This window comes from Afipia sp. GAS231 (assembly GCF_900103365.1).
Classification (GTDB): domain Bacteria; phylum Pseudomonadota; class Alphaproteobacteria; order Rhizobiales; family Xanthobacteraceae; genus Bradyrhizobium.
This window is the reverse complement of record NZ_LT629703.1, coordinates 5,789,525-5,816,153: the sequence shown is the minus strand read 5'-3', so window position 1 is coordinate 5,816,153 and position 26,629 is coordinate 5,789,525. Positions and strand designations below refer to the sequence as shown.

Annotated in this window: 24 protein-coding genes and 1 pseudogene; 18 read left to right on the top strand and 7 right to left on the bottom strand. The window is 62.8% G+C overall.

Annotated features, from left to right (window positions below):
* The first annotated feature begins 220 nt into the window (after positions 1-220).
* Positions 221-1,645, top strand: coding sequence for a PHB depolymerase family esterase (locus BLS26_RS27580; RefSeq protein ID WP_092515688.1), 1,425 nt, complete (start codon positions 221-223; stop codon positions 1,643-1,645).
* 100 nt (positions 1,646-1,745) lie between these two features.
* Here the strand turns inward: BLS26_RS27580 and BLS26_RS27575 are convergent, their stop codons facing one another.
* Both BLS26_RS27575 and BLS26_RS27570 read right to left on the bottom strand, forming a co-directional pair.
* On the bottom strand, positions 1,746-2,891 hold the full coding sequence (locus BLS26_RS27575; RefSeq protein ID WP_197681281.1) for an efflux RND transporter periplasmic adaptor subunit: 1,146 nt from the start codon (positions 2,889-2,891) through the stop codon (positions 1,746-1,748).
* Between the two features lie 57 nt (positions 2,892-2,948).
* Positions 2,949-6,125 carry an efflux RND transporter permease subunit gene (locus BLS26_RS27570; RefSeq protein ID WP_092515687.1) on the bottom strand — a complete coding sequence of 1,059 codons (3,177 nt, stop codon included), beginning with the start codon at positions 6,123-6,125 and terminating at the stop codon, positions 2,949-2,951.
* A 202-nt stretch (positions 6,126-6,327) separates the two neighbouring features.
* Between BLS26_RS27570 and BLS26_RS27565 the strand changes: the two genes are divergently transcribed.
* The gene (locus BLS26_RS27565; RefSeq protein WP_092515686.1) at positions 6,328-7,254 is read left to right on the top strand and encodes a LysR family transcriptional regulator; all 927 of its coding nucleotides are present in this window, start codon (positions 6,328-6,330) and stop codon (positions 7,252-7,254) included.
* Positions 7,255-7,256: 2 nt separating this feature from the next.
* On the opposite strand, the pseudogene BLS26_RS36930 reads toward BLS26_RS27565, so the two are convergent.
* A pseudogene (locus BLS26_RS36930) lies at positions 7,257-7,476 on the bottom strand (hypothetical protein); the annotation flags it as partial.
* Positions 7,477-7,536: 60 nt separating this feature from the next.
* Between BLS26_RS36930 and BLS26_RS27560 the strand changes: the two are divergent.
* The 9 genes from BLS26_RS27560 (at position 7,537) to BLS26_RS27520 (ending at position 17,986) form a co-directional block, all read left to right on the top strand.
* Positions 7,537-8,298 carry a crotonase/enoyl-CoA hydratase family protein gene (locus BLS26_RS27560; RefSeq protein ID WP_092515685.1) on the top strand — a complete coding sequence of 254 codons (762 nt, stop codon included), beginning with the start codon at positions 7,537-7,539 and terminating at the stop codon, positions 8,296-8,298.
* 168 nt (positions 8,299-8,466) lie between these two features.
* On the top strand, positions 8,467-10,134 hold the full coding sequence (locus tag BLS26_RS27555; RefSeq protein WP_092515684.1) for a bifunctional UDP-sugar hydrolase/5'-nucleotidase: 1,668 nt from the start codon (positions 8,467-8,469) through the stop codon (positions 10,132-10,134).
* Between the two features lie 115 nt (positions 10,135-10,249).
* Positions 10,250-11,176, top strand: coding sequence for a histone deacetylase family protein (locus tag BLS26_RS27550; RefSeq protein WP_092515683.1), 927 nt, complete (start codon positions 10,250-10,252; stop codon positions 11,174-11,176).
* A 73-nt stretch (positions 11,177-11,249) separates the two neighbouring features.
* Complete coding sequence (locus BLS26_RS27545) at positions 11,250-11,501, top strand: exodeoxyribonuclease VII small subunit (RefSeq protein ID WP_092515682.1); 252 nt, start codon at positions 11,250-11,252, stop codon at positions 11,499-11,501.
* A gap of 163 nt (positions 11,502-11,664) precedes the next feature.
* Positions 11,665-12,963 carry a hypothetical protein gene (locus BLS26_RS27540; RefSeq protein ID WP_092515681.1) on the top strand — a complete coding sequence of 433 codons (1,299 nt, stop codon included), beginning with the start codon at positions 11,665-11,667 and terminating at the stop codon, positions 12,961-12,963.
* A gap of 350 nt (positions 12,964-13,313) precedes the next feature.
* Entirely contained in the window at positions 13,314-15,239 is a 1,926-nt protein-coding gene (gene dxs / locus BLS26_RS27535; protein ID WP_092518670.1) for a 1-deoxy-D-xylulose-5-phosphate synthase, read from the top strand.
* Between the two features lie 188 nt (positions 15,240-15,427).
* Positions 15,428-15,988: a nucleoside 2-deoxyribosyltransferase gene (locus BLS26_RS27530; protein WP_092515680.1), complete on the top strand. Its 561-nt coding sequence runs from the start codon at positions 15,428-15,430 to the stop codon at positions 15,986-15,988.
* A gap of 2 nt (positions 15,989-15,990) precedes the next feature.
* Positions 15,991-16,746, top strand: coding sequence for a TlyA family RNA methyltransferase (locus BLS26_RS27525; protein ID WP_092515679.1), 756 nt, complete (start codon positions 15,991-15,993; stop codon positions 16,744-16,746).
* Positions 16,739-17,986, top strand: coding sequence for a class I SAM-dependent RNA methyltransferase (locus tag BLS26_RS27520; protein WP_092515678.1), 1,248 nt, complete (start codon positions 16,739-16,741; stop codon positions 17,984-17,986). The genes BLS26_RS27525 and BLS26_RS27520 overlap by 8 nt, the downstream gene beginning before the upstream one ends.
* Positions 17,987-18,130: 144 nt before the next feature.
* Here the strand turns inward: BLS26_RS27520 and BLS26_RS27515 are convergent, their stop codons facing one another.
* Entirely contained in the window at positions 18,131-18,322 is a 192-nt protein-coding gene (locus tag BLS26_RS27515; protein WP_371360681.1) for a metal-sensing transcriptional repressor, read from the bottom strand.
* A gap of 225 nt (positions 18,323-18,547) precedes the next feature.
* Between BLS26_RS27515 and BLS26_RS37090 the strand changes: the two genes are divergently transcribed.
* The 5 genes from BLS26_RS37090 to BLS26_RS27500 all read left to right on the top strand — a co-directional run bounded on the left by BLS26_RS37090 (position 18,548) and on the right by BLS26_RS27500 (position 22,521).
* Positions 18,548-18,670 carry a hypothetical protein gene (locus tag BLS26_RS37090; RefSeq protein ID WP_256385887.1) on the top strand — a complete coding sequence of 41 codons (123 nt, stop codon included), beginning with the start codon at positions 18,548-18,550 and terminating at the stop codon, positions 18,668-18,670.
* Between the two features lie 47 nt (positions 18,671-18,717).
* Entirely contained in the window at positions 18,718-18,963 is a 246-nt protein-coding gene (locus tag BLS26_RS36015) for a hypothetical protein (protein ID WP_157676599.1), read from the top strand.
* Entirely contained in the window at positions 18,960-19,391 is a 432-nt protein-coding gene (locus BLS26_RS36010; RefSeq protein WP_157676598.1) for a hypothetical protein, read from the top strand. The genes BLS26_RS36015 and BLS26_RS36010 overlap by 4 nt, the downstream gene beginning before the upstream one ends.
* A gap of 69 nt (positions 19,392-19,460) precedes the next feature.
* On the top strand, positions 19,461-21,197 hold the full coding sequence (locus BLS26_RS27505) for an ABC transporter permease subunit (protein ID WP_092515675.1): 1,737 nt from the start codon (positions 19,461-19,463) through the stop codon (positions 21,195-21,197).
* 13 nt (positions 21,198-21,210) lie between these two features.
* Complete coding sequence (locus BLS26_RS27500) at positions 21,211-22,521, top strand: AAA-associated domain-containing protein (protein ID WP_092515674.1); 1,311 nt, start codon at positions 21,211-21,213, stop codon at positions 22,519-22,521.
* Between the two features lie 58 nt (positions 22,522-22,579).
* On the opposite strand, the gene BLS26_RS27495 is transcribed toward BLS26_RS27500, so the two are convergent.
* A complete protein-coding gene (locus tag BLS26_RS27495; protein ID WP_092515673.1) occupies positions 22,580-23,446 on the bottom strand; it encodes a DUF1194 domain-containing protein in 867 nt (288 codons plus the stop codon).
* A gap of 179 nt (positions 23,447-23,625) precedes the next feature.
* Here BLS26_RS27495 and BLS26_RS27490 point away from each other — a divergent pair, with 179 nt between their 5' ends.
* Complete coding sequence (locus BLS26_RS27490) at positions 23,626-24,504, top strand: c-type cytochrome (protein ID WP_092515672.1); 879 nt, start codon at positions 23,626-23,628, stop codon at positions 24,502-24,504.
* Between the two features lie 93 nt (positions 24,505-24,597).
* Complete coding sequence (clpS, locus tag BLS26_RS27485) at positions 24,598-24,903, top strand: ATP-dependent Clp protease adapter ClpS (RefSeq protein ID WP_092515671.1); 306 nt, start codon at positions 24,598-24,600, stop codon at positions 24,901-24,903.
* A 3-nt stretch (positions 24,904-24,906) separates the two neighbouring features.
* On the opposite strand, the gene BLS26_RS27480 is transcribed toward clpS, so the two are convergent.
* Positions 24,907-25,833 (bottom strand): sigma-70 family RNA polymerase sigma factor, encoded by a 927-nt coding sequence (locus tag BLS26_RS27480; RefSeq protein ID WP_244541703.1) that lies wholly within the window; start codon positions 25,831-25,833, stop codon positions 24,907-24,909.
* A complete protein-coding gene (locus BLS26_RS27475; protein WP_092515669.1) occupies positions 25,830-26,588 on the bottom strand; it encodes an SDR family NAD(P)-dependent oxidoreductase in 759 nt (252 codons plus the stop codon). The genes BLS26_RS27480 and BLS26_RS27475 overlap by 4 nt, the downstream gene beginning before the upstream one ends.
* Positions 26,589-26,629 lie beyond the last annotated feature (41 nt).

The window sequence follows — 26,629 nt, the reverse complement described above, 5'->3', positions numbered from 1 at the left end:
TCTCGATCGATTCGGTCACGTGAAAGCATCCATGGCCGAACAATTTGAAGAATAAGGCCGCGATCTTGGTAATCGCTTGGCAGACTTGATGCTTTTGGTTCCCCCAGCATTTGTGATCGACCGACGGCCTGCCCGTTTAAGTTGAACGTGGCTCAATTCTTGAATGTGGTAAAGTGGAAGCCCCGGCCGCCAAAATCCGGACAGGGGTGAGGAGTATCCCATGCGCACCGGACCGCTTTGCTGCATTACCGTTGCCCTCACCGCTGTCATCATGGCGATATCGCCGCTCGCCGCCGAACCGGTGGCGCTGCGCGGCTACAATGCCGCCATCGGCGAAAGCTCGATCTCCGGCATCTCGTCCGGCGCGTTCATGGCGGTTCAGTTCGGAACGGCATGGTCTTCGGTGATCAAGGGCGTCGGTGTGATCGCCGGTGGCCCGTATTGGTGCGCCAAGGCCGACGCGGATGACTTCATCAACGGCTTCACGCTGCCGATCATGACGGCGACGGGTTCATGCATGAAGGGGCCGCCGCCGGACCTGAACATCTTCATCGCCAAGGCCGACGCCAAGGCAGCGTCGGGAGACATCGATCCGGTGCAGAACCTGCGCCGACAAAAGGTGTACCTGTTCCACGGCACCAATGACGCCGTGGTAGCCAGACCGGTCACGGATGCCGCCGCCGACTTCTATCGCCACTATTTGGGCGATGGCAACCTCGGCAACCTGTATTACCAGTCTGCCGTCGGAGCCGGACATTCTCTGGTCGTGGAGCAAAAGCCGCAAATCAACGGCCTCAACGGCTGCGCCGACAATCAAGGTCCGTTTATCGACCAATGCGGGTACGATCAGGCCGGAATCGTCCTGCAGCATATTTACGGTGCATTGAATCCGCCGAACCGCGGTCAGCTCACCGGGACGATGCAGCGCTTCGACCAGTCCGTCTATTCGAAGCCGGACGACACCAACGCACTAAGCCTCGGCGACACCGGCTTTGTTTACGTCCCCAAAGACTGCGCCGACGGCCAGGCTTGCCGCGTCCACATCGCACTTCATGGATGCAAGCAGGACGCCGGCGACATCGGTCGAAAGTTTATCGACGACACCGGGTACAATTCCTGGGCGGACACTAATCATCTCATTGTTCTCTATCCGCAGACCGCTTCCAGTTCGTTCGCGCCGTTCAATCCGCAGGCATGCTGGGACTGGTGGAGTTACGTCAATCACGAGGACAGTTACGTCACCAAGTCAGGCGCGCAGATCAAGGCGATCAAGGCCATGCTGGATGCCCTTACTGCGAACGCAGCCGCTATCACGGCCCCCGCCGGATCTCCGGATCAAGCCCCGACAGCGCTCGCGGTCGTCGACACCTCGGATACCGGCGCCGACATCGTCTGGAATCCGGTCAAGGGAGCGACGGTCTATCGGGTGTGGCGCGCAGACGCGGACGGTCCGTTCGCAGCGATCTCCGATATTGCCGGACCGAGCTTTGGCGACTCCGGCCTGAAGCCCCGCTCGGTCTATCGTTGGCGCGTTGCGGCCATTGTCAACGGAGCGGAAGGCCCGGTGTCGATCGAGGCCACGGCCAGCACGCGATCCACCCCTGCGCCGTGCGACAGCCCAGGCACCTGCCCGGTTGGGAGATGATCTCTCGACGACGCAAGTGACGTTCCTGCACTATCTCCTTCGGAAAACCGCCGCCCACTTTACCGGATCAGGCTCTACCCGATCGACTTCAATCCCCGCCTCAATGCTGTGACGGGTTCGATGCAGCGGCGGCAGCCGGCGATGTCGCCGTCGCTACGCGGACAGCGTCGCCCGTAGCCAATGTTTCCGCGGGGCTATTGATAATCCGATCAGATGGGGTCAGGCCGGCAAGAACCTCCACGCTGTCCCCGAGATCACGGCCCAGCTGGATGCTCTTGAGGACGACCTTGCTATTGCCGTCGAGGGTTGCGACTTGCGTGCCCTGATTGCCGGGGATGAGCGCGGTCGATGGGATCTTCATCAGATTTTCGTCGGTCGGAATTTCGAAATGTACGTTGCAGTAACTCCCACCGAAGAACTTTCCGGCGGCGTTGTCGGCCTGAAGCTCGACCTGCATGCTGTGGGACGCCGGATCGATGGCCCTGGAGATATGGGACAGCGTCGCGTCGAATTGCACGCCGGGGTATTGCGGCATTTCGAATGTCGCCTTCATCCCCACCGAAAGCCCGGCCGAGAACGATTGCGGCACCTGCACGTAGATGCGAATCCGGTGCAGGTCCGACACCTCGAACAGCGGCTGACCGGAACCTCCCGAGTTGATCAGCATCCCGATTTCCACGCTTCGGGAGGTCACGACGCCGTCAAAGGGCGCGGCGAGCGTCTTGAACGATTGCATGGCCTCGAGCTGGCGGACGTTGGCTTCGTTGGCGTCGACGACGGCCTGCTTTGCTGTGGCGTCAGCAGCGGTCTGGTCTGCAAGCTGCTGGGCAACGATCTGCTTTTGCACCAGGATATTGTTGCGGCTGGCAGTCAGCGTCGCAATTTGCTCATTGGCCCTTACGCTCGCCAGCGTCGCTCTGGCCTGACTGAGCTGCTGATCGAGATCGGGAGCGTCGATGGTAGCCAGCACCTGTCCGGCCTTCACCGCCGACCCGATGTCGTGGTCCCAACTCTTCACATATCCGTTCACCCGCGCGAAAATCGCCGCCTTGTTAAGCGGCTGGATATTGCCCGGCAGCGTCAACGTTTGATGGCTGGCGCCGGCGATGGACTGAGCGAGGGCAACGGTCGGGATCGCCTGCGCGTCGGTCCACTGCACGACTTCCTGCTTGCTCTGCGCGCGGCTGATGAAGCCATAGCCGATCACGATGCCGGCCAGGAGAGCTCCGGCGGCTGCCGTCGTCACCAGGTTCCGCCGACTTGGGACTTTGATTTGTTCCGTGGACATGGTCTTGGTCTCCGCTCAATGCGACGATGAGGTTGCGGCATCCGCTGAATCTGCGGTGCCATGCGGGCGGCTGTGCACCAGGCTGAAGATGGTCGGCACCAGAAACAGCGTGGCGGAGGTGGCAAAGATCAGCCCGCCGATCACGGCACGCCCGAGCGGTTGGTTCTGCCCGGCCTCGATCGCCATCGGCAGCATCCCGATGACCATGGCGAGCGCCGTCATCAGGACCGGGCGAAACCGCGAAGCGCCCGCCTCGAAGGCTGCCGCCATGGCATTTGCGCCGGCCGCCATGCGTTCGCGAGCAAAGCTGATCACCAGGATGCTGTTGGCGGTCGCAACCCCCATGCACATGATCGCGCCGGTGAGTGCGGGAACCGAAAGCGTCGTTCCGGTTCCGAACAGCATCCAGACGATACCGGCCAGTGCGGTCGGCAGCGCCATCACGATAACGAAGGGATCGATCCAGGATTGGAAGTTGATGACGATCAGCAAATAGATCAGCACGATCGCTGCCGCGAGACCGACGAACAATTGCTGATAGGCGCTGGCCATCGTGCTGACCTGACCGCGCAACGCGACACTCGCACCCTTGGGCAGATCTTTTGCGGTGTCGTGAATCGCCGTTCGAATGTCCGACGCGAGCGCACCGAGATCACGTCCCTGCGGGGTTGCAAAGATGTCGATGACGGGCTGAACATTGTAGTGGGACACCACGGCATTGCTGTTGGTCCGCTTGACCTGCGCGAGGCCGCCGAGGAGCTGGGTATTGGCGCTGGCCGCGGACGTGACCGGAATGTTTTGCAGACCGGTCATGGTGTTGATATCGCGTTGCGGGGTTTGCACCGAAACCGCGTAAGAGACGCCGTTGGCCGGGTTCAGCCAATAGGTCGGGGCCGATTGCGAGCTTCCCGACAGCGTCGTCAGCATGGCGGTGGCGACATCCTTTTCGGTGAGGCCGGCCAGCGAGGTCAGCGAGCGGTCGACATTGACGTCGAGGGTCGGCTGCTGAAACGCCTGCTGGATGCGCGCATCGGCGACGCCGGGAATTGCCCTGATTTTCGTCAACAGCAAATCTGCGTATTTGCGATCTGCCGCAAGATCGCTGCCGGCCACCTGCAGGTCGATCGGAGCCGGCACGCCGAAATTCAGGACCTGGCTGACGATATCAGCCGGAAGAAAAGCGAAACTGGTGCCGGGAAACTGCTGCGGCAGCCGCTCGCGCATGGTCTTGATGTAGTTGTCGGTCGGCGCGTGTTGGGGCTTGAGGCTGATCAGGATGTCGGCGTCGCCGACGCCGATGGTGCCGGAGTTGTTGTAGGCCATGTTGATGCCGCTGACCGAGAGTCCGATATTGCTCACGATGCCGCCAAGCTCTTTGGAGGGAATGATGCCGTGGATAGCGGTCCCGATCCGGTCGGTCAGGCTGGTCGTTTCCTCGATCCGCGTTCCCGTGGGGGCGCGGATATGCAGCTTGATCTGGCCGCCATCCACGGTCGGGAAGAAGTCCTGGCCGAGATAGGGCGCAAGACCGAACGACAGCAGGCTGAAACAAAGGAACCCGGCGACCAGCTTGATCCGGTTGCGCAGACAGAGCTGCAGCAGGCCGAGATAGGTTTCGCGGATTTTTTCGAACATGCGCTCGAAGCCGCGCTGGAAGCGGGCGAGCGGATTGCGGCTCGGCCCGGCATGACCGGCCGAGCCGTGGACCTGTTGATTGCGCAACAGATAGTTGGCCAGCGTCGGCACCAGCGTGCGCGACAGCACATAGGAGGCAGCAAGCGCCAGCATCACCGCTTCGGCGAGCGGCCGGAACAGATAACCGGCGACGCCGCCAAGCCCGAACATCGGCACGAACGCGATGCAGATGCAGAGCAGCGACACCGTCGCCGGCACCACGATCTGCTGCGCGCCGTCCAGTATGGCCGGTTCGATCTCTTTGCCCTGCTCGAGATGCCAGTTGATGTTCTCGATGGTGACGGTGGCGTCGTCGACCAGGATACCGACCGCGAGCGCCAAGCCACCGAGCGTCATGACGTTGATGGTCTCGCCCAACAGCGAGAGGCCGGTCAGCGCCGCCAGGATCGCCAGCGGGATCGAGAGCGTAATGATCAGGGTCGAGCGCCAACTGCCGAGGAACAGCAGGATCATCATCCCGGTCAGTACCGCCGCGATCACGCCTTCCCTGACCACGCTGGACACCGCGTCGGTGACGAAAACGGACTGATCGCCCACCGCGGTCAGCTTCAGGCTGCCCGGCAGCGTCTGCGACACCGAAGGCAGCAGGTTCTTGACGCCGTTGATGATGTCGAGCGTCGAGCTTGCGCCCGCCTTCATGATGGTCAGCAGCACGGCGCTGGCGCCGTTGACGTGAACCGCGTTGGTCTGCGGCGGACTGCCGTCATGCACATAGCCCACGTCACGCATATAGATGACGGTGCCGTTGACGGTCTTGACCGGAAGGTCGTTGAAGGCCGCGACCGCTTTCGGCGAGTCGTTCAAATTGACGGTATATTCATACGAGCCGATCTTCTGGGTTCCGACCGGCGTGATCAGGTTCTGCAGCGAAAGCGCGTTGATGACGTCGTTGGCGGAAACGCCGTATTGATGCAGCGCCTGCTGGTTGAGATCGGCCTGGACCTGGCGCACCTTGCCGCCGAACGGAAGCGGCAGCGCGGCGCCGGGAACCGGGGCCAGCGCCGGACGGATGAAATTCAGCGCGGAATCGAAGATCTGGGTTTCGGACATCTGGTCGCTTGAGAGCGCAAGCTGCAGGATAGGCACGCTCGAGGCGTTAAAACTGAGGATCAGCGGCGGGGTGATGCCCGGCGGCATCTGCTTCAGCACGGTCTGCGACATGCCGTTGACCTGCGCCAGCGCGGCATTGATGTTCACGGTCGGCTGAAAGAAGATCTTGATGATCCCGTAATTCACGATCGACTGGGATTCGATATGCTCGATGTCGTTGACGCTGTTGGGCAGCGACCGCTCGTAGAACGTGACGATACGGCCGGCCATATCGTCGGCCGGCAGACCGGTGTAGCTGAACACGACGCTGATGACGGGGATATTGATGTTCGGGAAAATGTCGGTCGGCGTACGCAGGGCCGACGCCGTCCCAAAGATCAGGATCAGAAGCGCCATGACGATGAACGTATAGGGCCGTCGCAGCGCGAGCCGAACGATTCCAAGCATGACGCTCTCCCTCGTGAACGATGTTCCCGCTGCGCCGATCCATGGAATTACCTTGGCGCGTCGGATAGCCGCATGCGGTTCGCACAGCCGCCATGCGCGATGTCATCGACAAGCCGGAATCTAGGGTTGAGTTTCGCATTCGTAAAATGCATTCTCTTCATCCTTACATGTGCATTTTGAATTGTGATGGAGTTCCAGTCGCTTGAGCAGGACGGCGCCGAAGCTGGCCGCGCTCGATCTGAACTTGCTGGTGGTGTTCGACGCCATCATGCGGGATCGATCCGTCACGCGGGCGGGACAACGACTGGGCCTGAGCCAGCCAGCGATGAGCCATGCCCTGACGAGATTGCGTCACACGCTGAAAGACGAGCTGTTTGTCCGCAGCCCAAACGGAATGGTGCCGACGCCGCGGGCCGAGGAACTCGCCACGCCGGTCAGGATTGCACTCGACGGGTTGCAACAATCGCTGGAAACCGTGCAGTTCGATCCGTCCAGGGCGACGGCAACCTTCCGCATTGCCGTCGATAATTATGCGGCGATCGTTCTGGTCGCGCCGATAGCGGCACAAATTGCCAAAATTGCTCCCGGGGTGAAGCTGGATTTTCGGCCGAGCGGCACGTTAAACGTTCTCGAGCAGCTTGATCGAAGCGAACTGCACCTGGCGCTGGGTCCATCTGGCGTCCAGGGCGAGCGATTCTCGCGGAAGCGGTTGCTGCAGGACCAGTTCGTCGTAGTGCATCGCAAGGGCCACCCGGCAGCGAAGGCACCGGAGTTCTCGACGGAAAAGCTGGCGACGCTCGCTCAATTGGAGATCTCGTCGGCGCAGTTTGGCGCCGATTTTGTCGACGCTGGTCCTGGACGATCAAGACCTGGCCCAGGACCGGCGATGCGGGCGCCATTTCTGTCGGCGGCGCAGATCCTGGCGACGTCGGACCTGGTGTCGGTGCTTCCGCTGAACGTCGCCAAAAACATGACAACGTCTCACCACCTGGTCTTCCGTCGACTGTCACGCCCGCCCAAGCCGATCGAAGCCGCCATGATTTGGCTGCGACGGCTCGACAATCAGCCTGCGCACGCGTGGCTGCGCGATCTCATCGGTCGGATTACCCGCGACTTGCAGGACAAGTGAGCGGGATCGGCTTTGCCGCCGGCGTAGAACAGATGACAGGCCGAGGCGTCATCCTGATTGACGGTCTTCTTGACCAGCCGGATGGTGGGCAGACCGGCATAAAAGGCCAGATTCTCGCGGCTTCGCCGGGATCGCGCCCGGATGACGAATTCCGGCTAGCTGCCTTGCATAATCCTTTAGGGGGAAAACGGGTGCGGCGATTTGGGCCTTTTCAGGGATCATGTAGGATGTAGCCTGATGACTCGCCAGCGGCACCGTCGCCGCCTGCTTCAGGGACACATCATGACCGGGCACCTCATTGTCTCCGACGACGACGCCATGCGCGTGATCACGCTGCGGCGGCCCGAGAAGAAGAACGCGATCACCCAGGAAATGTATCGCCTGATGAGCGATGCGATCGACACCGCGCAGAACAATCCGAAGATCCGCTGCATCGTCATCACCGGCGGCTCCGGCGTATTCACCGCCGGCAACGACCTCGAGGATTTCCTGAAAGAGGGAACCAACAACACCGACACGCCGCGGGCTTCCAATGCCGCAAAATTTCTTTATTCGCTGGCCCACAACGTCAAGCCGATCATCGCCGCCGTCGACGGTATCGCGATCGGCATCGGCACCACCATGCTGTTCCATTGCGACTACGTGCTGGCCAGCAAGACCGCGACGTTCAAGACGCCGTTCATCAATCTTGGCCTGGTGCCCGAGGGCGCCTCGAGCCTGCTGATGCCGCGCACCATGGGCCACCAGCGCGCGTTCGCGATGCTGGTGATGGGCCGCACCTTCACCGCCGACGACGCCCACACTGCGGGGTTCGTCAACGTGGTGGTATCGCCCGGACATACCGAGGCCGAAGCCCGCAAGGTCGCGCGCGAAATCTGCGCGCTGCCGGCGGAAGCGGTCGCGATCTCGCGCAAGCTTTTAAAACTGCCGCCGGAGGACATGACGCGCCGGATCGACCAGGAAGGCCATCTGTTCGGCGAACGAATGCGCTCCAAGGAAGCGATCGCCGCCTTCAAGGCGTTCTTCTCGCGCAAGAGGGGGTAGGATACCGCCCTCTCCGCCGTCATTGCGAGCGCAGCGAAGCAATCCATCTTGCCGCGTCAAGAAAGAATGGATTGCTTCGCTTCGCTCGCAATGACGAGAAACAAAAGCGTGACACGCCTTCTCCAAAACTTCGTGAAATCGTCGCGCGGAATGCGTAATCTCGGGTCCATGAAAAATTCATTCTCACCGATACTTCTCGTCGCCCTTTCGCTGGCGTTCCTCTTCTCACCGGCCCTTGCCCAGACGCCTGCGCCGGTGGAATTGCGCATCCTCGCCATCAACGACTTTCACGGCAACCTGCGCCCGCCGCCGGGCGGCATCCGGATCGCCGATGCCGCCGACAAGACCAAAAAGATCGTGGTCAATGCCGGCGGAAGTGAGCGGATGGCGACATTGGTCAACCAGCTTCGCGACGGCCACAACAACACCATCTTCGTCGCGGCCGGCGACCTGATCGGCGCCAGCCCGTTTCTGTCGGCGATGTTCCACGACGAGCCGACCATCGAGTCGATGTCGATGATGGGACTGGCGCTTTCGGCGGTCGGCAATCACGAGTTCGACGAGGGTAAGGACGAGTTGCTGCGGATGCAGAACGGCGGTTGCCACCCGGTCGACACCTGCCAGGGCCCGCATTCCTTCACCGGCGCGAAATTCCGCTATCTCGCCGCCAGCACGATCGACAAGGTGAGCGGCAAGACCGTGTTTCCTCCTTACGAGATCCGCACGTTCGACGGCATTCCGGTGGCCTTCATCGGGCTGACGCTGAAGGCGACACCTGAAATCATTTCGCCGCAAAGTGCTGCCGGTCTCGAATTCCGCGACGAGGTCGAGACCGTGAACGCGCTGGTGCCGGAACTGAAAGCGCGCGGCGTCGAGGCGATCGTGGTGTTGATCCATCAGGGCGGCACGCCCACAGGCGATTACAACGAGTGCCCTGCGATCGCGGGCCCGATCGTCGATATCGTCAAGAAATTCGATAAAGCCGTCGACGTCGTGATCTCAGGCCACACCCACCAGGCCTATGTCTGCGAGATCGACGGACGGCTGGTCACCTCTGGCGACAAATACGGCACGCTCGTTACTGCTGTTGACCTCAAGCTCGATCCCGTCACCCGCGACGTCATCAGCGCCAAGGCCGAGAACACCATCGTTCGCGTCCCCGATCTGGCGAGAGATCCCGAGCAGACCGCGCTGCTCGAAGCCTATGACAGAGTCGCGGCCCCCCTCGCCAACCGTCCGGCCGGTTCGGTGACGGAGACGCTGTCGCGCGTGCCGAACAATGCCGGCGAAAGCCCGCTCGGCGATATCATCGCCGACGCCCAGTTGGCCGCGACCGCTACGCCTGAGAAAGGCGGCGCGGTGATGGCCTTTACCAATCCCGGCGGCGTGCGCACGGATATCGCGCGCAAGGACAGCGGCGCGGTGACGTTCGCCGACCTGTTCGCCAGCCAGCCGTTCCGCAACCAGCTGGTGACGCTGACGCTGAGCGGAAAGCAGATCAAGGACATGCTGGAACAGCAATGGCTCGATCCGAAGCGGCCGCGGATCCTGCAGGTCTCGAAGGGATTCAGCTACGCCTGGGACAACTCGAAAGGCGACGGCGAGCGCGTCATCGCCGAGCGGATGTCGTTGAACGGGCAACCGATCGATCCTGCCGCGTCCTATCGCGTCACGGTCAACAACTACCTCGCCGTCGGCGGCGACGGCTTTACGGCATTGCTCGGCGGGACGAAGCCGCAGACCGGCAGCTACGACAGCGACGCGCTGCATGCTTATTTCACGGCCAACAGCCCGATCAGCCCCACTTCGGGCGGCCGCATCGTCCGGATCAACTGAACCGGGGCGCCGGAACGGCGTTATACCCGGCGGCCAGGGCTCTTTCCGAGCGGGCTCCGAACGCCTAGATTGGAACCTTCCCGCCAAGCGCAATTGAAATGCGCCAGGATTTTGCATGACGCTGCTTCTGACGCATTCCGCCTGTCTCGACCATCTGACGCCCCCGGGGCACCCCGAACGCCCTGACCGGCTGCGCGCCGTCGCCGAGGTTTTGGGCGAAGATCGCTTCAAGGCGCTGGTGCGCGGCGAGGCGCCGGAAGGCAGCCTCGATTCCGTCACGCTCTGCCATGGCGAGCATTATGTCGGCGAACTCCGCCACATCGCGCCGAGCAGCGGCCTGATCTATATCGACGGCGACACCTCGATGTCGCCCGGCACCTGGGAAGCCGTGATGCGCGGCGTCGGCGGCGCGGTCGCCGCGACCGACGCGGTCATGACCGGTCAGCATCACAATGCCTTCGTCGCGGTGCGTCCGCCCGGCCATCACGCCGAGGCCAGCAAGCCGATGGGCTTCTGCTTCTTCGACAATGCCGCGATCGCCGCCCGTCACGCCCAGCGCAAATACGGCATCGAACGCGCCGCGGTCGTCGATTTCGACGTCCATCACGGCAACGGCACCCAGGACATCTTCTGGTCCGATCCGACCGTGATGTATTGCTCGACGCACCAGATGCCGCTGTTTCCCGGCACCGGCGCCTCTGGCGAACGCGGCGAGCACGACACCATCGTCAATGCGCCGCTGGCCTCCGAAGACGGCAGCGCCAAATTCCGCGCCGCATTCGAAAACCTGATCCTGCCGCAGTTGCAGAAATTCGGCCCGGAACTGATCATCATTTCGGCCGGCTTCGACGCGCATTACCGCGATCCCCTGGCTTCCCTGAACGTCAAGGCCGAGGATTTCGGCTGGGTCACGCGCAAGCTGATGGACACGGCGAACGCCAGCGCCGGCGGCCGGGTTGTCTCGGTGCTGGAGGGCGGCTACGACCTGCAGGGGCTGAAAGAGTCGGTGGCGGAACACGTCACCGCATTGATGGCCGGGTAGATCCCCGCCACAATACGTCCCTATAAATTTGTTTGATTCTGCGCCCTGACGGGGCGCAACCGGGAACGCAAGTATGGCCGAGACCACCCAGGCGGACGTCAAGAAACTCACCTTCGAGCGCGCGATCGAGGAACTGGAAACGATCGTGCGGCGGCTCGAGGACGGCAAGGTGCCGCTGGAGGAATCGGTCGCGATCTACGAGCGCGGCGAGGCCTTGAAACGGCGCTGCGAGGAATTGCTGCGGCAGGCCGAGGCCCGGGTCGACAAGATCACCACCGACGCCTCCGGCCAGGTGACCGGGACCGAGCCGCTCGACGTGCAGTAGGCGGTGCGCGGCAATATCGCGCGGGCCGTCTTTCGAGAACATTAAGCGAATTCAGCGCGTTCCGCGGCCACCTGAAGCAGGCGGCTGCACAATTTGCCATCGAATTAGCTCTTGGCGCGCCAGACGGCCTGATATAGTCCCGCCAACAGTCTGGGGACAGTTCGTGCGCGTTCAGCACCGCCATATCATCTACATCCAGGGATACGATCCGCGCGGGCTGGCGCAGTATTACCGCATGTTTCGGACCGAACTGCGGAAGTTCTCCCGGCTTTACGGGCTCACCGCCACGCTGGGCCGTCCGCAGGCGGCGCCCGACGGCGAAATCGCCTCCTGGTCCATCGAGACCAAGGCCGACGACTGGCAGACCCGCACCAGCTACGATTTCCTGCGGTTTGAAGACTTCATCCAGCGCGACCTCGCACAGCCGATCTGGCGCACGGTGCTGCAGGCGGTCTGGATCTACTGGCGGCTGGTATTTTCAGGCACCATTGCGCGGTTCTGGCGCGCCAACTGGCGGTTTGCGACCTTCATCACCTACCCGCATTTCCTGCTGCTGCTGGAGGCGATCGCGGCGGCCGGGCTCGCTTATGCGTTCGAGAAAGGGCTCGATGCGATCGGTATCCCCAATGCCTTCAGCATCGCCGCGGCGCTGGCGGCGTTCGTCGCCGTGCTCGGCACCGTGCTCAAATACACCGAAAACCAGACCTATCTGCTGTACGTGCTGTCGGACACGATCTGGACCTGGGAATTCTCGCACCGCGCCCGCCCCGAATGGGACCAGCGTATCGACCGCTTTGCGCAACATCTGGTCAAGACCGCGCGCGAGAGCGACGCCGAGGAAATCGTCATCGTCGGCCACAGCTCGGGATCGTTCTTGGGCACCGAAATGCTGGCGCGGGCGCTGCAACTCGATCCCGATCTCGGGCGCCACGGCCCGCGCATCGTGCTTTTGACGATCGGGGGAAACTTCCCGATCGTCGGCTTCCATAAGGTGTCGCAGCCGTTCCGCGAGCACTTGCGGATGCTGGCGGTCGAGCCTTCGATCGACTGGATCGACTGCCAGTCACGCAAGGACGTGATGAACTTCTTTCCGTTCGATCCGATCGCCGGCCATGACATCGACGTCGGTTCGAACCGGCGCAATCCGAGAATCGTGGTGGTGCGGTTTCGCGACATCATCAATCCCGACCATTACAACGTGTTCCGCTGGAAGTTCTTCCGGGTCCATTTCCAGTTCGTGATGGCCAACGAGCGGCCCCACGCCTACGATTTCTTCATGATCGTCTGCGGACCGATCCCCCTCGCCGCACGCATGGCTATCCCCGACGCCGCGCTTGATGTCGCGACCGGCGACCCCGCGACCCGGGAATGGGCCTGGAAAAGGATCGAAACGGCTAAAACGGATGCCTCCGGTGGCACCGAATTGGGCGAAATTGAACCTTCCGCCCGCCGCAGCGGCTAAGAAGCGGAGGTATTTGAGCCCGGCGGCCTGGAACCGGGCCCGGTTCGGCGGGTTGGCTTTGGCCCGTGGTTTGGTGTAAAGCTTGCACTTCTATGGGCTGAGGAGCGCGGCCTGCCGCCGCTTTACGACGGCAGTAAGCACTTCAAATAGCTAAAGAAACTGACCGGGAAGGGTTAAAGCTACCAACGTGATGCATATCACATGGTCTGATCCGGAGTGCATCTAGGCTTTCAAATCAGTCACCAGCCTGCCGAGATGGCAGCGGCGTCTGGATTTTCGCAGCGCGGTTAACGCGCACCCCATCTCGCGTCGGGCCGTTCGCCCCCGACATGCAAAATTGGAATATCGCTGTGACCACATTTAGTAAAACGCCGCTTCTCGACACCATCCGCACGCCCGATGACCTGCGCAAGCTCAAGATCGAGCAGGTGCGGCAGGTTGCCGACGAGCTGCGGCAGGAAACCATCGACGCGGTCTCGGTCACTGGCGGCCATTTCGGCGCCGGCCTCGGCGTGGTCGAGCTGACCACCGCGATCCATTACATCTTCGACACGCCCCGCGATCGCCTGATCTGGGACGTCGGCCACCAGGCCTACCCGCACAAGATCCTGACCGGACGCCGCGACCGCATCCGCACGCTGCGCACCGGCGGCGGCCTGTCCGGCTTCACCAAGCGCACCGAGAGCGACTACGATCCGTTTGGCGCTGCGCATTCCTCGACCTCGATCTCGGCCGGCCTCGGCATGGCCGTCGCCCGCGACCTCTCCGGCGGCAAGAACAACGTGATCGCCGTAATCGGTGACGGCTCGATGTCGGCCGGCATGGCCTATGAGGCCATGAACAATGCCGGCGCGATGAATTCGCGGCTGATCGTCATCCTCAACGACAACGACATGTCGATCGCGCCGCCGGTCGGCGCCATGTCGGCCTATCTGTCCCGCCTCTACTCCGGCAAGACCTATCGCACGCTGCGCGAGGCCGCCAAGCAGATCAACAAGCGGCTGCCGAAGATCATCGCCAACCGCGCCAACCGCGTCGAGGAATATTCCCGCGGCTTCATGATGGACGGCGGCACGTTGTTCGAGGAGCTCGGCTTCTATTATGTCGGCCCGATCGACGGCCACAATCTCGACCATCTGCTGCCGGTGCTGAAGAACGTCCGCGACATGGAGACCGGCCCGATCCTGGTCCACGTCGTGACGCAGAAGGGCAAGGGCTACGGCCCGGCGGAAGCCTCCGCCGACAAGTACCACGCTGTCGCCAAGTTCGACGTCGCCACCGGCGCCCAGGCCAAGGCCAAGCCGAATGCGCCGTCCTATCAGAACGTGTTCGGCCAGAGCCTCGTGAAGGAAGCCGAAAAGGACGACAAGATCGTCGGCATCACCGCCGCGATGCCCTCGGGCACCGGCATCGACATCTTCAACAAGGCATTCCCGAAGCGCACCTTCGACGTCGGCATCGCCGAGCAGCATGCCGTGACCTTCGCGGCCGGTCTGGCCACCGAAGGCTACAAGCCGTTCTGCGCGATCTATTCGACCTTCCTGCAGCGCGGCTATGACCAGGTGGTCCACGACGTCGCGATCCAGAGCCTGCCGGTTCGCTTTGCAATCGATCGCGCCGGCCTGGTCGGCGCCGACGGCGCGACCCATGCCGGCTCGTTCGATCTCGCCTATCTCGGCTGTCTGCCGAACTTCGTCATCATGGCGGCCTCCGACGAGGCCGAGCTGGTGCACATGGTTGCGACCCAGGTCGCGATCAACGACCGCCCGAGCGCGGTGCGCTATCCGCGGGGCGAAGGCCGCGGCGTCGAAATGCCGGAAGTCGGCATTCCCCTCGAAATCGGCAAGGGCCGTGTCGTCCGCCAGGGCAACAAGGTGGCATTGCTGTCGTTCGGCACCCGCATGGCCGAATGCGAAAAGGCTGCCGACGAACTCGCCGCCCACGGCCTGTCCACCACCATTGCCGACGCCCGCTTCATGAAGCCGCTGGATGTCGAGCTGGTGCTGAAGCTGGCGCGTGACCACGAGGTGCTGCTGACCATCGAGGAAGGCTCGATCGGCGGCTTCGGCTCGCACGTCATGCAGACGCTGTCCGACAACGGGATGCTCGACGGCGGCCTGAAGATGCGCGCGATGATCCTGCCCGACGAGTTCATCGACCACGACTCGCCGAACGCGATGTATGCCCACGCCGGCCTCGACGCCAAGGGCATCGTTGCCAAGGTGTTCGACGCACTCGGCAAGGACTACAAGGCCGAGACGGTTAAGTTGGCCTGATTGCAAGCTCGCCTGATCCTGGTGAGTAACGCGTAAGCGTTGTCACGCGAAGCGGCGACCGCTTCGCGTCGGGAAAGATCGCCGAATTAGAGCCTTGAATTAAGGCTCTAACTTTTGTTTTGACGCGTTTTCTTCACGCGAACCGGCGTCCACTTCGCTCGAAAACGCTATGGACCGCCGGTGACCTCATGAAGATCTATCTGGCAGGCCCCGATGTGTTCCTGCCGGATGCTGTCGAGATCGGAAAACGCAAAGCCGCGATCTGCGCCGGCCACGGCGCGCGCGGCCTCTATCCGCTCGACAACGCGATCGACCTCACCGCCGGCGACGCTTCACTTACGATCTTCAAGGGCAACGAAGCGATGATGGACGCCGCGGATGCTGTTATCGCCAACCTGACGCCGTTTCGCGGCCCCAGCGCCGATGCCGGCACCGTCTATGAACTCGGCTACATGGCCGGCCGCGGCAAATTCTGCCTCGCCTACAGCAACGATCCGGCCGTTTATGTCGAGCGCGTCAGGCGGTTTGGCGCGGTGACGAAATCCGCCGATGTTTGGACCGACAAAGACGGCCTCACCGTCGAGGATTTCGGCCTGCCCGACAACCTCATGATGATTCACGCACTCGACCTGCACGGTGCTAAACTGGTGGCGCCGCGACAGGCGCCGGCCGATATCTGGCACGACCTCACCTCGTTCGAGGCCTGTGTCGTTCTCGCGGCGGGTCGCGCCGTCGGCAAAACGAGTTGAACTTGGCCAACAAGAGCGACAGCGAAACATCTTCCCGCAAGCGCGCGGACGTGCTGCTGGTCGAGCGCGGCCTGTTCGAAAGCCGCGCCCGCGCCCGTGCCGCGATCGAGGCGGGTTTTGTGATCGCCGGCGGCAAGCAGGTGCTGAAGGCGTCGGAGACGATCGCCACTGACGTAGAAATTTCCGCGCAGCCCGCCCACCCATGGGTCTCGCGCGGCGGCGTCAAGCTGGCCGGCGCGCTGGAACAGTATCCGATCGAGATCGAAGGCCATGTCTGCCTCGACGTCGGCGCCTCCACCGGCGGCTTTACCGAGGTGCTGCTGGCGAACGGCGCCAGCCTTGTGTTCGCCATCGACGTCGGCCACGGCCAGTTGCACCACTCGCTGCAAAGCCATCCCCACATCGTGTCGATGGAAGAAACGGATATCCGCGCCTACGAAGGCAAGCGGCTGCCGGCGCGGCCCGATGTCGTCGTCATCGACGTCAGCTTCATTTCGCTGAAAGCCGTGCTGCCGGTGGCGCTGTCGCTGGCGGCGGCGCCGATGCACCTGCTGGCGCTGATCAAGCCGCAATTCGAGGCCGAACGAAAACATTCCAAGCACGGCATCATCAAGAACGCGTTCGTGCACCAGCAAGTCTGCGACGATATCTCGGCCTTTGCGACATCGCTTGGCTGCACCGACATCCAGGTGTTTCCGTCCTCCATTGCCGGCGGCGACGGCAACATCGAATTCTTCATCGGGGCGCGCCGTGGCTGACACCGAGCGTCTCGTCATCGACCATGTCGGCCATCGCGGCGACGGCGTCACGACTGTCGGCGGCGCGAGCGTCTACGTGCCGTACACACTCGGCGGCGAAGCGATCGAGGTCGCGCCGGTCCCCGGCCACCATCCCGACCGCCGCCGGCTGATCGCGGTCGATAAAGCCAGCCCGGAACGGATCGCGCCGTTCTGTCCGCATTTCGGCGTCTGCGGCGGCTGTGCGATCCAGCACTGGGAGACGGAACGCTATCGCGCCTGGAAGCGCGACATCGTGGTGACGACGCTGGCGCAGGACGGGGTCGCATGCGACGTAGCTCCGCTGGTCGATGCGCACGGCGCCGGCCGCCGCCGCATCACCCTGCACGCGCGGATGGGAACGCACGAGGTGCTCAAGGTCGGCTTCGCCGCGGTCAGTTCGCACGACATCGTCCCGATCGACCGCTGCCCGATCCTCGACCCGCATCTCGACGGCGCGATCGAGGCCGCCTGGGCCATTGCCGAACCGCTGATCGGCGTCGGCAAGCCGCTCGACATCCAGGTCACCGCCACCGCGAGCGGGCTCGATGTCGACGTCCGCGGCTCCGGGCCGGTGTCGACCAAGCTGATCGAAAAACTCTCCGAGGTCGCCAAGCAACACCGGCTGGCGCGGCTGACCCGCCATGGCGAACTGGTCCTGATGCGCACCGTACCTGTGATCAGCGTCGGCTCCGCGCAGGTCGCGTTACCGCCGGGCTCGTTCCTGCAGGCAACCGTCGCCGGCGAAGAAACGCTGGCGGCCCTCGTGGCCGATCATTGCAAGCGCGCCAAGCATATCGCCGACTTGTTTTGCGGCGTCGGCCCGTTTGCGCTGCGGCTGGCCGCGAAAGCACGGGTCGCGGCGTTCGACAACGACGCCGGCTCGATCGCAGCGCTGCAGAAAGCCGCGACATCGACCTCGGGATTGAAGCCGCTCAAGGCCGAGATGCGCGACCTGTTCCGGCGTCCGCTGGTGCCGCAGGAGCTGCGCGACTACGACACGGTGGTGTTCGACCCGCCCCGCCAGGGCGCGCAAGCGGTTGCGACCCAACTGGCGGCCAGCAAAATTCCGACGGTGGTCGCGGTGTCCTGCAATGTCGCGACCTTTGCGCGCGACGCGAAAATCCTGATCGACGGCGGCTACAAGATCGACGGCGTGACGCCCGTGGATCAGTTCCGCCACACGCCGCATGTCGAACTGGTGGCGCGGTTCAGGCGGTAGGCGTACTTCGACTCCCCCGGCTTTGGAGGGAGGCGATCGGTCGCGCAGCGAGCGGAGCGGCTGATCCTTCCGCAAATGAGATTCGTGTGATCTCTACATCGAACCACCGGGCGGGAAACACCGCCACGGGGGTGCGGTTTCGCGTCAGAGATATTTTGCGATCAACCGGAAGTCTCTGAGCGCAGCCTGACCTTTCGAACCCGATGCTTTGAACGATCGTTCGAGGCCATGGCTGATATGATCGTGTATCAACGCCTTCTTCGCATTCTCGATGGCGCTCTCCACGGCTTGAAGCTGTTGTGCGATCTGGGCGCAAGGCCTGCCCTGCTCGATCATCGCTATGATCTTTTCGAGGTGGCCATTGGCGCGCTTCAGGCGCCGGCCGATTGCAGAGTGCGGGTGGTCCGTCATTGGAATCTCCTATCCTCCGTGGAGGATAACCACGATCCTCCCGGGAGGATATGAAAATGCGCTTGACAGCGATGCAGGTCAGGCGTACCTGCCAAATTGTTGTCCAGAGCATTTTGTTCGAGACAAGCATCCAACGCCAATAGAGAGCCCATGGGCAGTACCACCTTTGGCAACGTCACCCCGACGACCATGATCGGTCTGGCGATGCCGCAAAACAAGAAGATTGATCGCGCGGGCAATGGCCGCGTGAGGGTGATGGTCGCGACTGGCTGACCGTCCGCTCACCGGCCTGCCGCGCAAAGCGGATATGGAGGTGAGCGATGTTCGAAAAACTCGCAAGATTCCGGCGTTTTGAGCCGCGGCATTTTATGCCGCGCCGGCTTGAGGCTGCACATTCCAATGACAATCAGCCGGGTCGTCGCCGTCCCGAAGACCGGCACCGGTGTGCGCAGCCGTTGCTGGCGTGCCATTGGTCGATCGTCGATGAGACCCGGCTGGAATGCCGGTGGGAAATTGTGAGCATCGACGACAGCGAGCGGCGTGCGGACGGGCAAGGAATCCGATGATCGTCGAACCCGACAATGCACCTGGAGGGGTGATCGGTGCCTCATCACTACCGGCAAAGGCAATTGGCTCATCGGCTGCTCGCGTTCGTGCTGGTGACGCTGCTTTCCTGCGCCGCAATCTTCACTGCAATTTTCTGGATATCGCCGTGAGAACAAGGATGGGGGTCGCCTTGGAAAGCGCGAGACGATGGGCCGCCATCGGCATTCTTCGGTTCGCGAGCCTCACCTTGCATTGCGCAATGAACCTGCACCAGCAGCGCAGGATTTCACACAACGGTCTTCGAACCGTCCTATCGGGAACGCGGGTGCTGGAGCGGTTTGGAGCATGGTTGGCTCTGGGCCACCGCCGAAAGCGACAACAGGACGAGCAGGATTTTCACAGTGAACGCCACGGCGGATTATCAACTCATTGCAAATCCCGCCTATAACGCCGACCGTGGACCCGTTTCCATTTTCTCAGCCCGCCTGCACGGCGAATTCCAGACAAGGCGGCAGCGATGACTCTGCAAGAACTTCTGACGCCGAGATTGGGGCAGGCGCTGCGGCCCAACATCTGGGACGCCGTTGCGCTGATCCTCGTGATCGGCGCCATGGTGCTGATCGTCTACGGCGGCGAGCAAACCACCCTTCCCTTGTCGGCACTCGACGTCACGCCGGTATCGCTCGATCCCGCGAATCTGCCGGGTTACGCGTTGCGAACGACCATGCGGATGCTGCTCGCCATCATCTGCTCGATCGTGTTCACCTTCACCTATGCGGCCCTTGCTGCCAAAAGCCGGCGCGCCGAGATGGTGCTGGTTCCGCTGCTCGACATCCTGCAGTCGGTGCCGATCCTCGGCTTCCTCACCTTCACGGTCGTTTTCTTCCTGAATCTCTTCCCGGGCCAGGTGTTCGGCGCCGAACTTGCCTGCGTGTTCGCCATCTTCACCAGCCAGGCCTGGAACATGACGTTCAGCATGTACCAGTCGATGCGCAACGTTCCGAAGGACCTGGAGGAAGCGGCTCAAAGCTTCCACCTCAGCGGCTGGCAGCGGTTTTGGCGACTCGACGTACCGTTTGCGATGCCGGGGCTGATCTGGAATACGATGATGTCGATGTCAGGCGGCTGGTTCTTCGTGGTAGCGTCGGAGGCCATCACCGTCGGCAATACCACGGTCACGTTGCCCGGCATCGGCTCCTACGTCGCATTGGGTATTCAACAGCAGAACCTGCCTGCGATCGGCTATGCAATCCTGGCGATGCTTCTGGTCATTGTCGCCTATGACCAATTGCTGTTTCGCCCCGTAGTGGCATGGGCCGACAAATTCCGCTTCGAGCAGACCGCATCGGCGACCGCACCGACATCCTGGATGCTCGGTCTATTCCGTCGCACGCGGGCCTTGCGGGCTCTGACCTATCCGTTCGCGGCCCTGACCAGAGCCATCTCGAATTTTCATATGGCGTTTCCAAGCCGGCTCCGAATGGTAGCGCGACGAAGCGATCAGCCGTCCCGCATTGTCGATGCTGTCTGGCTCGCATTGATCATCGCCAGTACCGGCTATGCCGCCTGGAGGGTCTATGCATATCTCTCGGCGACCTTGGGCCCGTCGGATATCTTCAGCGCAGTTGGATACGGTTTCATTACGCTGGCGCGCGTCATCGTGCTGATTGCGCTGGCGACCCTGATATGGGTACCGGTCGGGGTCTGGATCGGACTTCGGCCAAAGGTGGCCGAACGAATCCAGCCGCTCGCGCAGTTCCTGGCCGCGTTTCCCGCCAACCTCGCCTTTCCGGTGTTCGTGGTGATTATCGTCCGTTATGGCCTGAACGCGAATGTCTGGCTCAGCCCGCTGATGATCCTGGGCACCCAGTGGTATATCCTGTTCAATGTTATCGCCGGTGCGAGCGCCTTCCCGACCGACCTGAAAGAAGCTGCCGGCAGCTTCCATCTCAAGGGATGGCGCTGGTGGATAAAAGTCATCCTGCCGGGCATTTTTCCATACTATGTCACGGGAGCAATCACCGCTTCGGGCGGATCATGGAATGCCTCCATCGTCGCGGAGGTCGCAAGCTGGGGCGACACCCATCTGACCGCCGCAGGTCTTGGTGCCTATATCGCGACCGCGACCGAAGCCGGCGACTTCCCCCGCGTCGTGCTCGGCATCGCCATCATGTGCGTGCTGGTGACGCTCTTCAACCGGCTGCTCTGGCGGCCGCTCTATGCCTTCGGCGAACGCCGCCTTCGTCTCGGCTGATCAGGAGAAACCTATGCTCGATCAACTCCAACAGCCAACTCTGCTCGACATCCACGGCGTCTGCCGGTCGTTTCCGAAAGGCAGCGGCGAGGAATTGCTGGTGCTCGAAAAGGTCGACCTTTCGATCCGCGCAGGCGAGATCGTCGGCCTTCTCGGCCGGTCCGGATCCGGCAAGTCGACCTTGTTGCGCATCATCGCCGGACTTATCGCACCGTCCTCGGGCGACGCGAAATGCCGCGGCGAGACAATCAAGGGGCCTCCGAACGGTGTCGCCATGGTGTTTCAGTCGTTTGCGCTGTTCCCGTGGCTGACGGTTTTGCAAAACGTCGAACTGGGTCTGGAAGCACTGGGAATCGACAGCACGGAGCGCCGCACCCGCGCGCTCGCGGCGATCGACCTGATCGGCCTCGACGGCTTCGAGTCCGCCTACCCCAAGGAATTGTCAGGCGGCATGCGCCAGCGCGTCGGATTTGCGCGGGCGCTGGTGGTTCATCCGGACCTGCTGCTGATGGACGAGCCGTTTTCCGCCCTCGACGTGCTGACGGCCGAAACCCTGCGAACCGACCTGATCGATCTCTGGATCGAAGGCCGGTTGCCGATCAAGTCGGTGCTGATGGTGACGCACAACATCGAGGAAGCGGTGTTGATGTGCGACCGCATCCTGGTGTTTTCCTCCAATCCCGGCCGTGTCGCTGCCGAGATCAAGGTCGAGCTGCCGCACCCGCGCAACCGGCTTGATCCGACATTCCGGCAGCTCGTCGACAGCATCTATGCCCGCATGACCCAGCGCGTTGATGTGCGTACGCCGGCGGTCGAGGGCATTCCCGGCACCGGCGTCGGCATGATCCTCAACCATGTCTCGTCCAATGTCCTTTCCGGCCTGATCGAGACTCTTGCAGGGCCGCCCTATGACGCGCACGCCGATTTGCCCGTCCTCGCCGCCCATCTGCAACTCGAAGCGGATGAGATATTTCACCTCGGTGAGGCCCTACAACTATTGCGCTTCGCACAGCTGAGCGAGGGCGATCTGATGCTGACGGATGCCGGAAAGCGCTTTGCTCATCTTGAGACAGACGCCCGGAAAAGACTGTTCGCGGAACACCTCATCAACTATGTCCCGGTGATTGGCCTGATCCGCCGCGTCCTCGACGAACGGCCGTCGCACTCCGCGCCGGCCGCGCGCTTCCGCAACGAACTTGAGGACTATATGTCGGAGGACTATGCCGACGAAACCCTCAAGACCATCGTCTCGTGGGGGCGGTATGCGGAACTATTCGCCTATGACGAACAGGCGGAACTGTTCAGCCTCGAAAATCCGCATTGAGCGATTACGCCCCAAGGCGCAACGTGCCACAAATGCGTTTATCCTCTCGATTGGGCAATCACCTTCCCCACCGGTCCTGCCAGATCTTCTCGCCGATCAGGCAACTGACGCGCGGTTCCTTGGCCATGGCGGCGGCGGGGACGACCTGAAGTTCCGGGGTGCGGCCGGCGACTTCGAGCAGCAGCTTGGTGCGGATCGCTTCCTTGAATTTTTCGCGGTCCTTGATCGCGACCACGAAGGCGCCCGGGCCGCCGATGACGCAATCCTCGTAGTAGAAATCGAGGTTGTCGATGTCCATGGTGGAATAGGACGGTTCCTTGACCATGATCGGCAGGCCGTTGATGACGATCCCCTTCTCGATCGCGGCATCGCGGGCAACCACCACGGGGCCGCCGTTGTTGTTGGGGCCGTCGCCGGAAATATCGATCACGCGGCGCAGGCCGCGATACGGGTTCTCGTCGAACAGCGGCATGGCGAAATTGATCGCGCCGGAGATCGAAGTGCGCGACGCCCGGCGGATCGGAGTCTTCATGATCTCGTTGGCGACCGCGTCGGCGGTTTCGGGACCGTCGATCACCCGCCAGGGGATGATGATCTTCTGATCGCTGGAAGCCGCCCACTCGAAATAGGTCACCGCGATCTTGCCGTTCGGGCCGCTCTTCAGCGCCTGCAAAAATTCTTTTGAGATAATCGCCTGGGCGTAGCCCTCACGCTGGATCGCAAGTTCGTCCATGTCCATCGAATAGGAGACGTCGACGGCAAGAATCAATTCGACGTCGACCGACGGCGTGGCTTCCTTGTCGGCGGACTGGCGGCCGGACATTGGAATTTGGTTCTGCCGGCTCGGCGCGGCAACCCCCGCGACGTCGCCGCTGGCGAGAACGCCTGCCACAAGCACGGCCCCGATCGAGACATACCAGCGCATCGCTGCCCTCCCGTCGACTGGCGGCAATCGTGACACGCAAAGGCGCCCGCGCAAAGCGCTGAGTTCATCCATCCTTCACAAAACGGTGCGCCCGAATTGTCCGCGGCTGCCCGGGTTTCGCCAAAGATTGCCGAGTCTCGATTCGCCTGCGATAGATCGGTACGGGCTGGAGGAACATTATGCTTCGAACAGGTATCGTAGCCGCCGCAATGTTGCTGGCGGCCTCGAATGGCGCCACTGCGGAAACACCGGTCGAGCGCGGCGCCTATCTCGTCAACTCGATCATGGCCTGCGGCAACTGCCACTCGCCGCGCGACGCCGGCGGCAGGCTGATCTCCGACAAGGCCTTCTCGGGCGGACTCACCTTCAACACCCCGCCCTTCATCGCCACCGCTGCGAATATCACCCAGGACATCGAGACCGGAATCGGAAGCTGGAGCGACGCCGAGATCAAGCGCGCGCTGGTCGAGGGCATGCGGCCCGATCACGGCCACCTCGCCAGCGTGCCGCTGGCGGCGATCATGCCGGCGAACTTCTACAAGGCGCTGCTGCCGGATGATCTCGACGCCGTCGTCGCTTACCTGCGCACCGTCAAGGCGATCCGGAACCAGGTTGCCGATCCCGTCTACAAGGCCCCGGTGCGCCGCGATCCCTATCCCGACGCCGATGCCGGATTCAACAAGGCTGACCTGGCCAATCCACTGAAGCGCGGCGCCTATCTCGTCACCATCGGCCATTGCATGGAATGCCACTCGGCCTGGTCGCGCGGCGTCTCCGATTTCAGAGGCGGCCTCGGCGGCGGCGGCCGCGTGTTCCCGCCGCGCGACGGATCGCCGGAGGGAACGCCGCCAACCATCATCCCCAACATCACGGCGCATCCGACCGCCGGCATCGGCAGCTGGACCGATGCGGAGATCGTCCACGCCGTCACCCATGGCGTCGCGCGCGACGGCCGGCCGCTGAAGCCGCCGATGGCCTATGGTTACTATGCCAGCCTCACAAGCTCCGATCTGGCCGATATCGTCGCCTATCTGCGAACCGTGCCGGCACTACCGTAGAACCCGTCTGCACGACCGGTTTCGTCACGGCCCGAGACGGGGTATTCTGGCCCGGCTGGACCATGTCAGACGTCGTTAGGGGTATCTGCTGGAATGATCGATACCGTCGCCAAGCCAAAGACGAAGGTCAAGACCAAGACCGAGCGGCCGCGCCTGCACAAGGTCATCCTCGTCAACGACGACTTCACGCCGCGCGAATTCGTCGTCACGGTGCTGAAGGCCGAATTCCACATGACCGAGGACCAGGCTCACAAGGTCATGATCACCGCGCATCAGCGCGGCGTCTGCGTGGTCGCGGTCTTCACCAAGGACGTCGCCGAGACCAAGGCGACGCGCGCCACCGACGCCGGCCGCGCCAAGGGCTATCCGCTGCTGTTCACCACCGAGCCGGAGGAATGACGCTCAGCCCGACTGCCGTCCCTGCTCCGCAAAGACCAGATCGGCGCCGTCCAGAATATACCTCGCATAGCGAAAGTCGCGAATCCGGACGATTTGCGAACCGCGCCATTCGACCCGCATCAGATAGGTGGGCTGTTCGGCGTCGGCAGGCGCGAAAACGGCGATGACTTCGTCGCCACGGCCGCCATCGAGATAAGCGGGCACGAGGCGAAACTCCGGGGTCGAAGCGTAGATCGTGAAGAACAGGCTGACCTCGGCACGTCCCTTCCGATCGGGATGCGAAATCTGCGTCAGATGAACATCTTCGGCCAGCAGTGACCGCAGGGCGTCCCAGTCGCGCCGGTTGAACAGCGAGGCAAACCGCTCGGCTGCTGCCGATGCGGGCTTCACCAGGCGTGGCTCGATTGGCTTGGCGTTTATTTCTCGCAATCGGGATCGGCCGCGGCTCAGCGCTGCCTTCACGGCATTGACGCCGAGGTCGAGCAGGACAGATATCTCCTCGAGTGAGTGCCCGAGCACATCCTTGAGGATGATCACGCTGCGCTGGACGATCGGCAACTCGGTGAAACGCGAGAGCGCGGTGTTGACGGCCTGCTGTCGCTCCAGCGCCTCGGCCGGATCCGGGGTCAGGTCGTCCGCGACTTCAGCCGCCGCTTCAATCGGCTCGCCCTTTCTCACGGCCCGGCTCCTGAGGTAATCGAGCGCACGGTTGTGGGCAATCCGGAACAGCCACGGCCGCAGCGGCGTCCCGGCTTCGAGACCGTCGATTGCAACGAGGGCGCGGAGCAGAACGTCCTGCACGATATCGTCGCCATCGAAGACCGACCCCGCCAGTCGCGCGCAATAGCGGTGAAGCTCAGGGCGCACCTCGGCCATGATGGCAAGAAGCCGGGTCCGGGCCTCGGATGGCATCGACGTTGGATCGCTCAAGCAGCCTCCCCTTCGAGGACCGATATCCCGCTGTCTCCCTTTAAGCCGAAGGCGCGGCCGCCTTCAAACTGTGGATCCGACAACAGCGTAACGACATGTTCGCCAAACTGACGCGGCGGCATTGGCGCACCAAACCGGGACAGGAATTGCTCGGGCGTGACGCCAGCCCTGGCGCTGTAGGCCAATGCCCCCGCCTGGCCGACCCCGGTGCCACCGATCATCTGCAAAGGAACGACAGTCTGGAAGCGGATGCCCAGTCTGTTTTCGGACGACACGCCGTTGGCGTAGTTCGCCAGGGTCCACAGCATGCGCTTGGCGCCGGCATATCCGCCGGACATCGGCGAGCCGTTGACCGCGGCGCCGCTCGACCCGACCAGAACGCGGCTGCCTGGCGGAAGCGGCGTCGTCAACGCCGCCTGGAGCCAGTAGAGGCCGGCCTTGACGTCGGTGTCCCAGGTCGTGCTGAACGCCTCCCAGGATTGCTCGACCAGCGGGGCCATTTCAGGCGTCGCGCCGGCGTTCAGAGCCAGGATCGTTGGCCGCAACGCGGAAAGGATCCGTCCGGCCTCCGCGCGGTCGGTGACGTCGGCGGCGATGGTCGCTACGCCGAGGCGGCTTGAAACGCGATCAAGGTCGCGGGCCGTGCGGGCGACGACGGTCACCCTGGCGCCGCGCTCGACCAGGGCTTCGACGAGCCCGAGGCCGAGGCCGCGGCTGCCGCCGGTCACGACGGCGATTTGATTTTTCAAGTCCATGATCGGGGCTCCATGATGCATCTGCAATCAAGACGTTTGAG

Excerpts from the sequence above, each read along its gene's own strand:
- BLS26_RS27580 (WP_092515688.1), top strand. The coding sequence starts at position 221 with ATGCGCACCGGACCGCTTTGCTGCATTACCGTTGCCCTCACCGCTGTC.
- BLS26_RS36015 (WP_157676599.1), top strand. The coding sequence starts at position 18,718 with ATGTTCGAAAAACTCGCAAGATTCCGGCGTTTTGAGCCGCGGCATTTT.
- BLS26_RS27515 (WP_371360681.1), bottom strand. The coding sequence starts at position 18,322 with ATGATCGAGCAGGGCAGGCCTTGCGCCCAGATCGCACAACAGCTTCAA.
- BLS26_RS27530 (WP_092515680.1), top strand. The coding sequence starts at position 15,428 with ATGAAGATCTATCTGGCAGGCCCCGATGTGTTCCTGCCGGATGCTGTC.
- BLS26_RS27505 (WP_092515675.1), top strand. The coding sequence starts at position 19,461 with ATGACTCTGCAAGAACTTCTGACGCCGAGATTGGGGCAGGCGCTGCGG.
- BLS26_RS27570 (WP_092515687.1), bottom strand. The coding sequence starts at position 6,125 with ATGCTTGGAATCGTTCGGCTCGCGCTGCGACGGCCCTATACGTTCATC.
- BLS26_RS37090 (WP_256385887.1), top strand. The coding sequence starts at position 18,548 with ATGGGCAGTACCACCTTTGGCAACGTCACCCCGACGACCATGATCGGT.
- BLS26_RS27560 (WP_092515685.1), top strand. The coding sequence starts at position 7,537 with ATGACCGGGCACCTCATTGTCTCCGACGACGACGCCATGCGCGTGATC.
- BLS26_RS27550 (WP_092515683.1), top strand. The coding sequence starts at position 10,250 with ATGACGCTGCTTCTGACGCATTCCGCCTGTCTCGACCATCTGACGCCC.
- BLS26_RS27475 (WP_092515669.1), bottom strand. The coding sequence starts at position 26,588 with ATGGACTTGAAAAATCAAATCGCCGTCGTGACCGGCGGCAGCCGCGGC.
- BLS26_RS27495 (WP_092515673.1), bottom strand. The coding sequence starts at position 23,446 with ATGCGCTGGTATGTCTCGATCGGGGCCGTGCTTGTGGCAGGCGTTCTC.
- BLS26_RS27500 (WP_092515674.1), top strand. The coding sequence starts at position 21,211 with ATGCTCGATCAACTCCAACAGCCAACTCTGCTCGACATCCACGGCGTC.
- BLS26_RS27545 (WP_092515682.1), top strand. The coding sequence starts at position 11,250 with ATGGCCGAGACCACCCAGGCGGACGTCAAGAAACTCACCTTCGAGCGC.
- BLS26_RS27490 (WP_092515672.1), top strand. The coding sequence starts at position 23,626 with ATGCTTCGAACAGGTATCGTAGCCGCCGCAATGTTGCTGGCGGCCTCG.
- clpS (WP_092515671.1), top strand. The coding sequence starts at position 24,598 with ATGATCGATACCGTCGCCAAGCCAAAGACGAAGGTCAAGACCAAGACC.
- BLS26_RS27555 (WP_092515684.1), top strand. The coding sequence starts at position 8,467 with ATGAAAAATTCATTCTCACCGATACTTCTCGTCGCCCTTTCGCTGGCG.
- BLS26_RS36010 (WP_157676598.1), top strand. The coding sequence starts at position 18,960 with ATGATCGTCGAACCCGACAATGCACCTGGAGGGGTGATCGGTGCCTCA.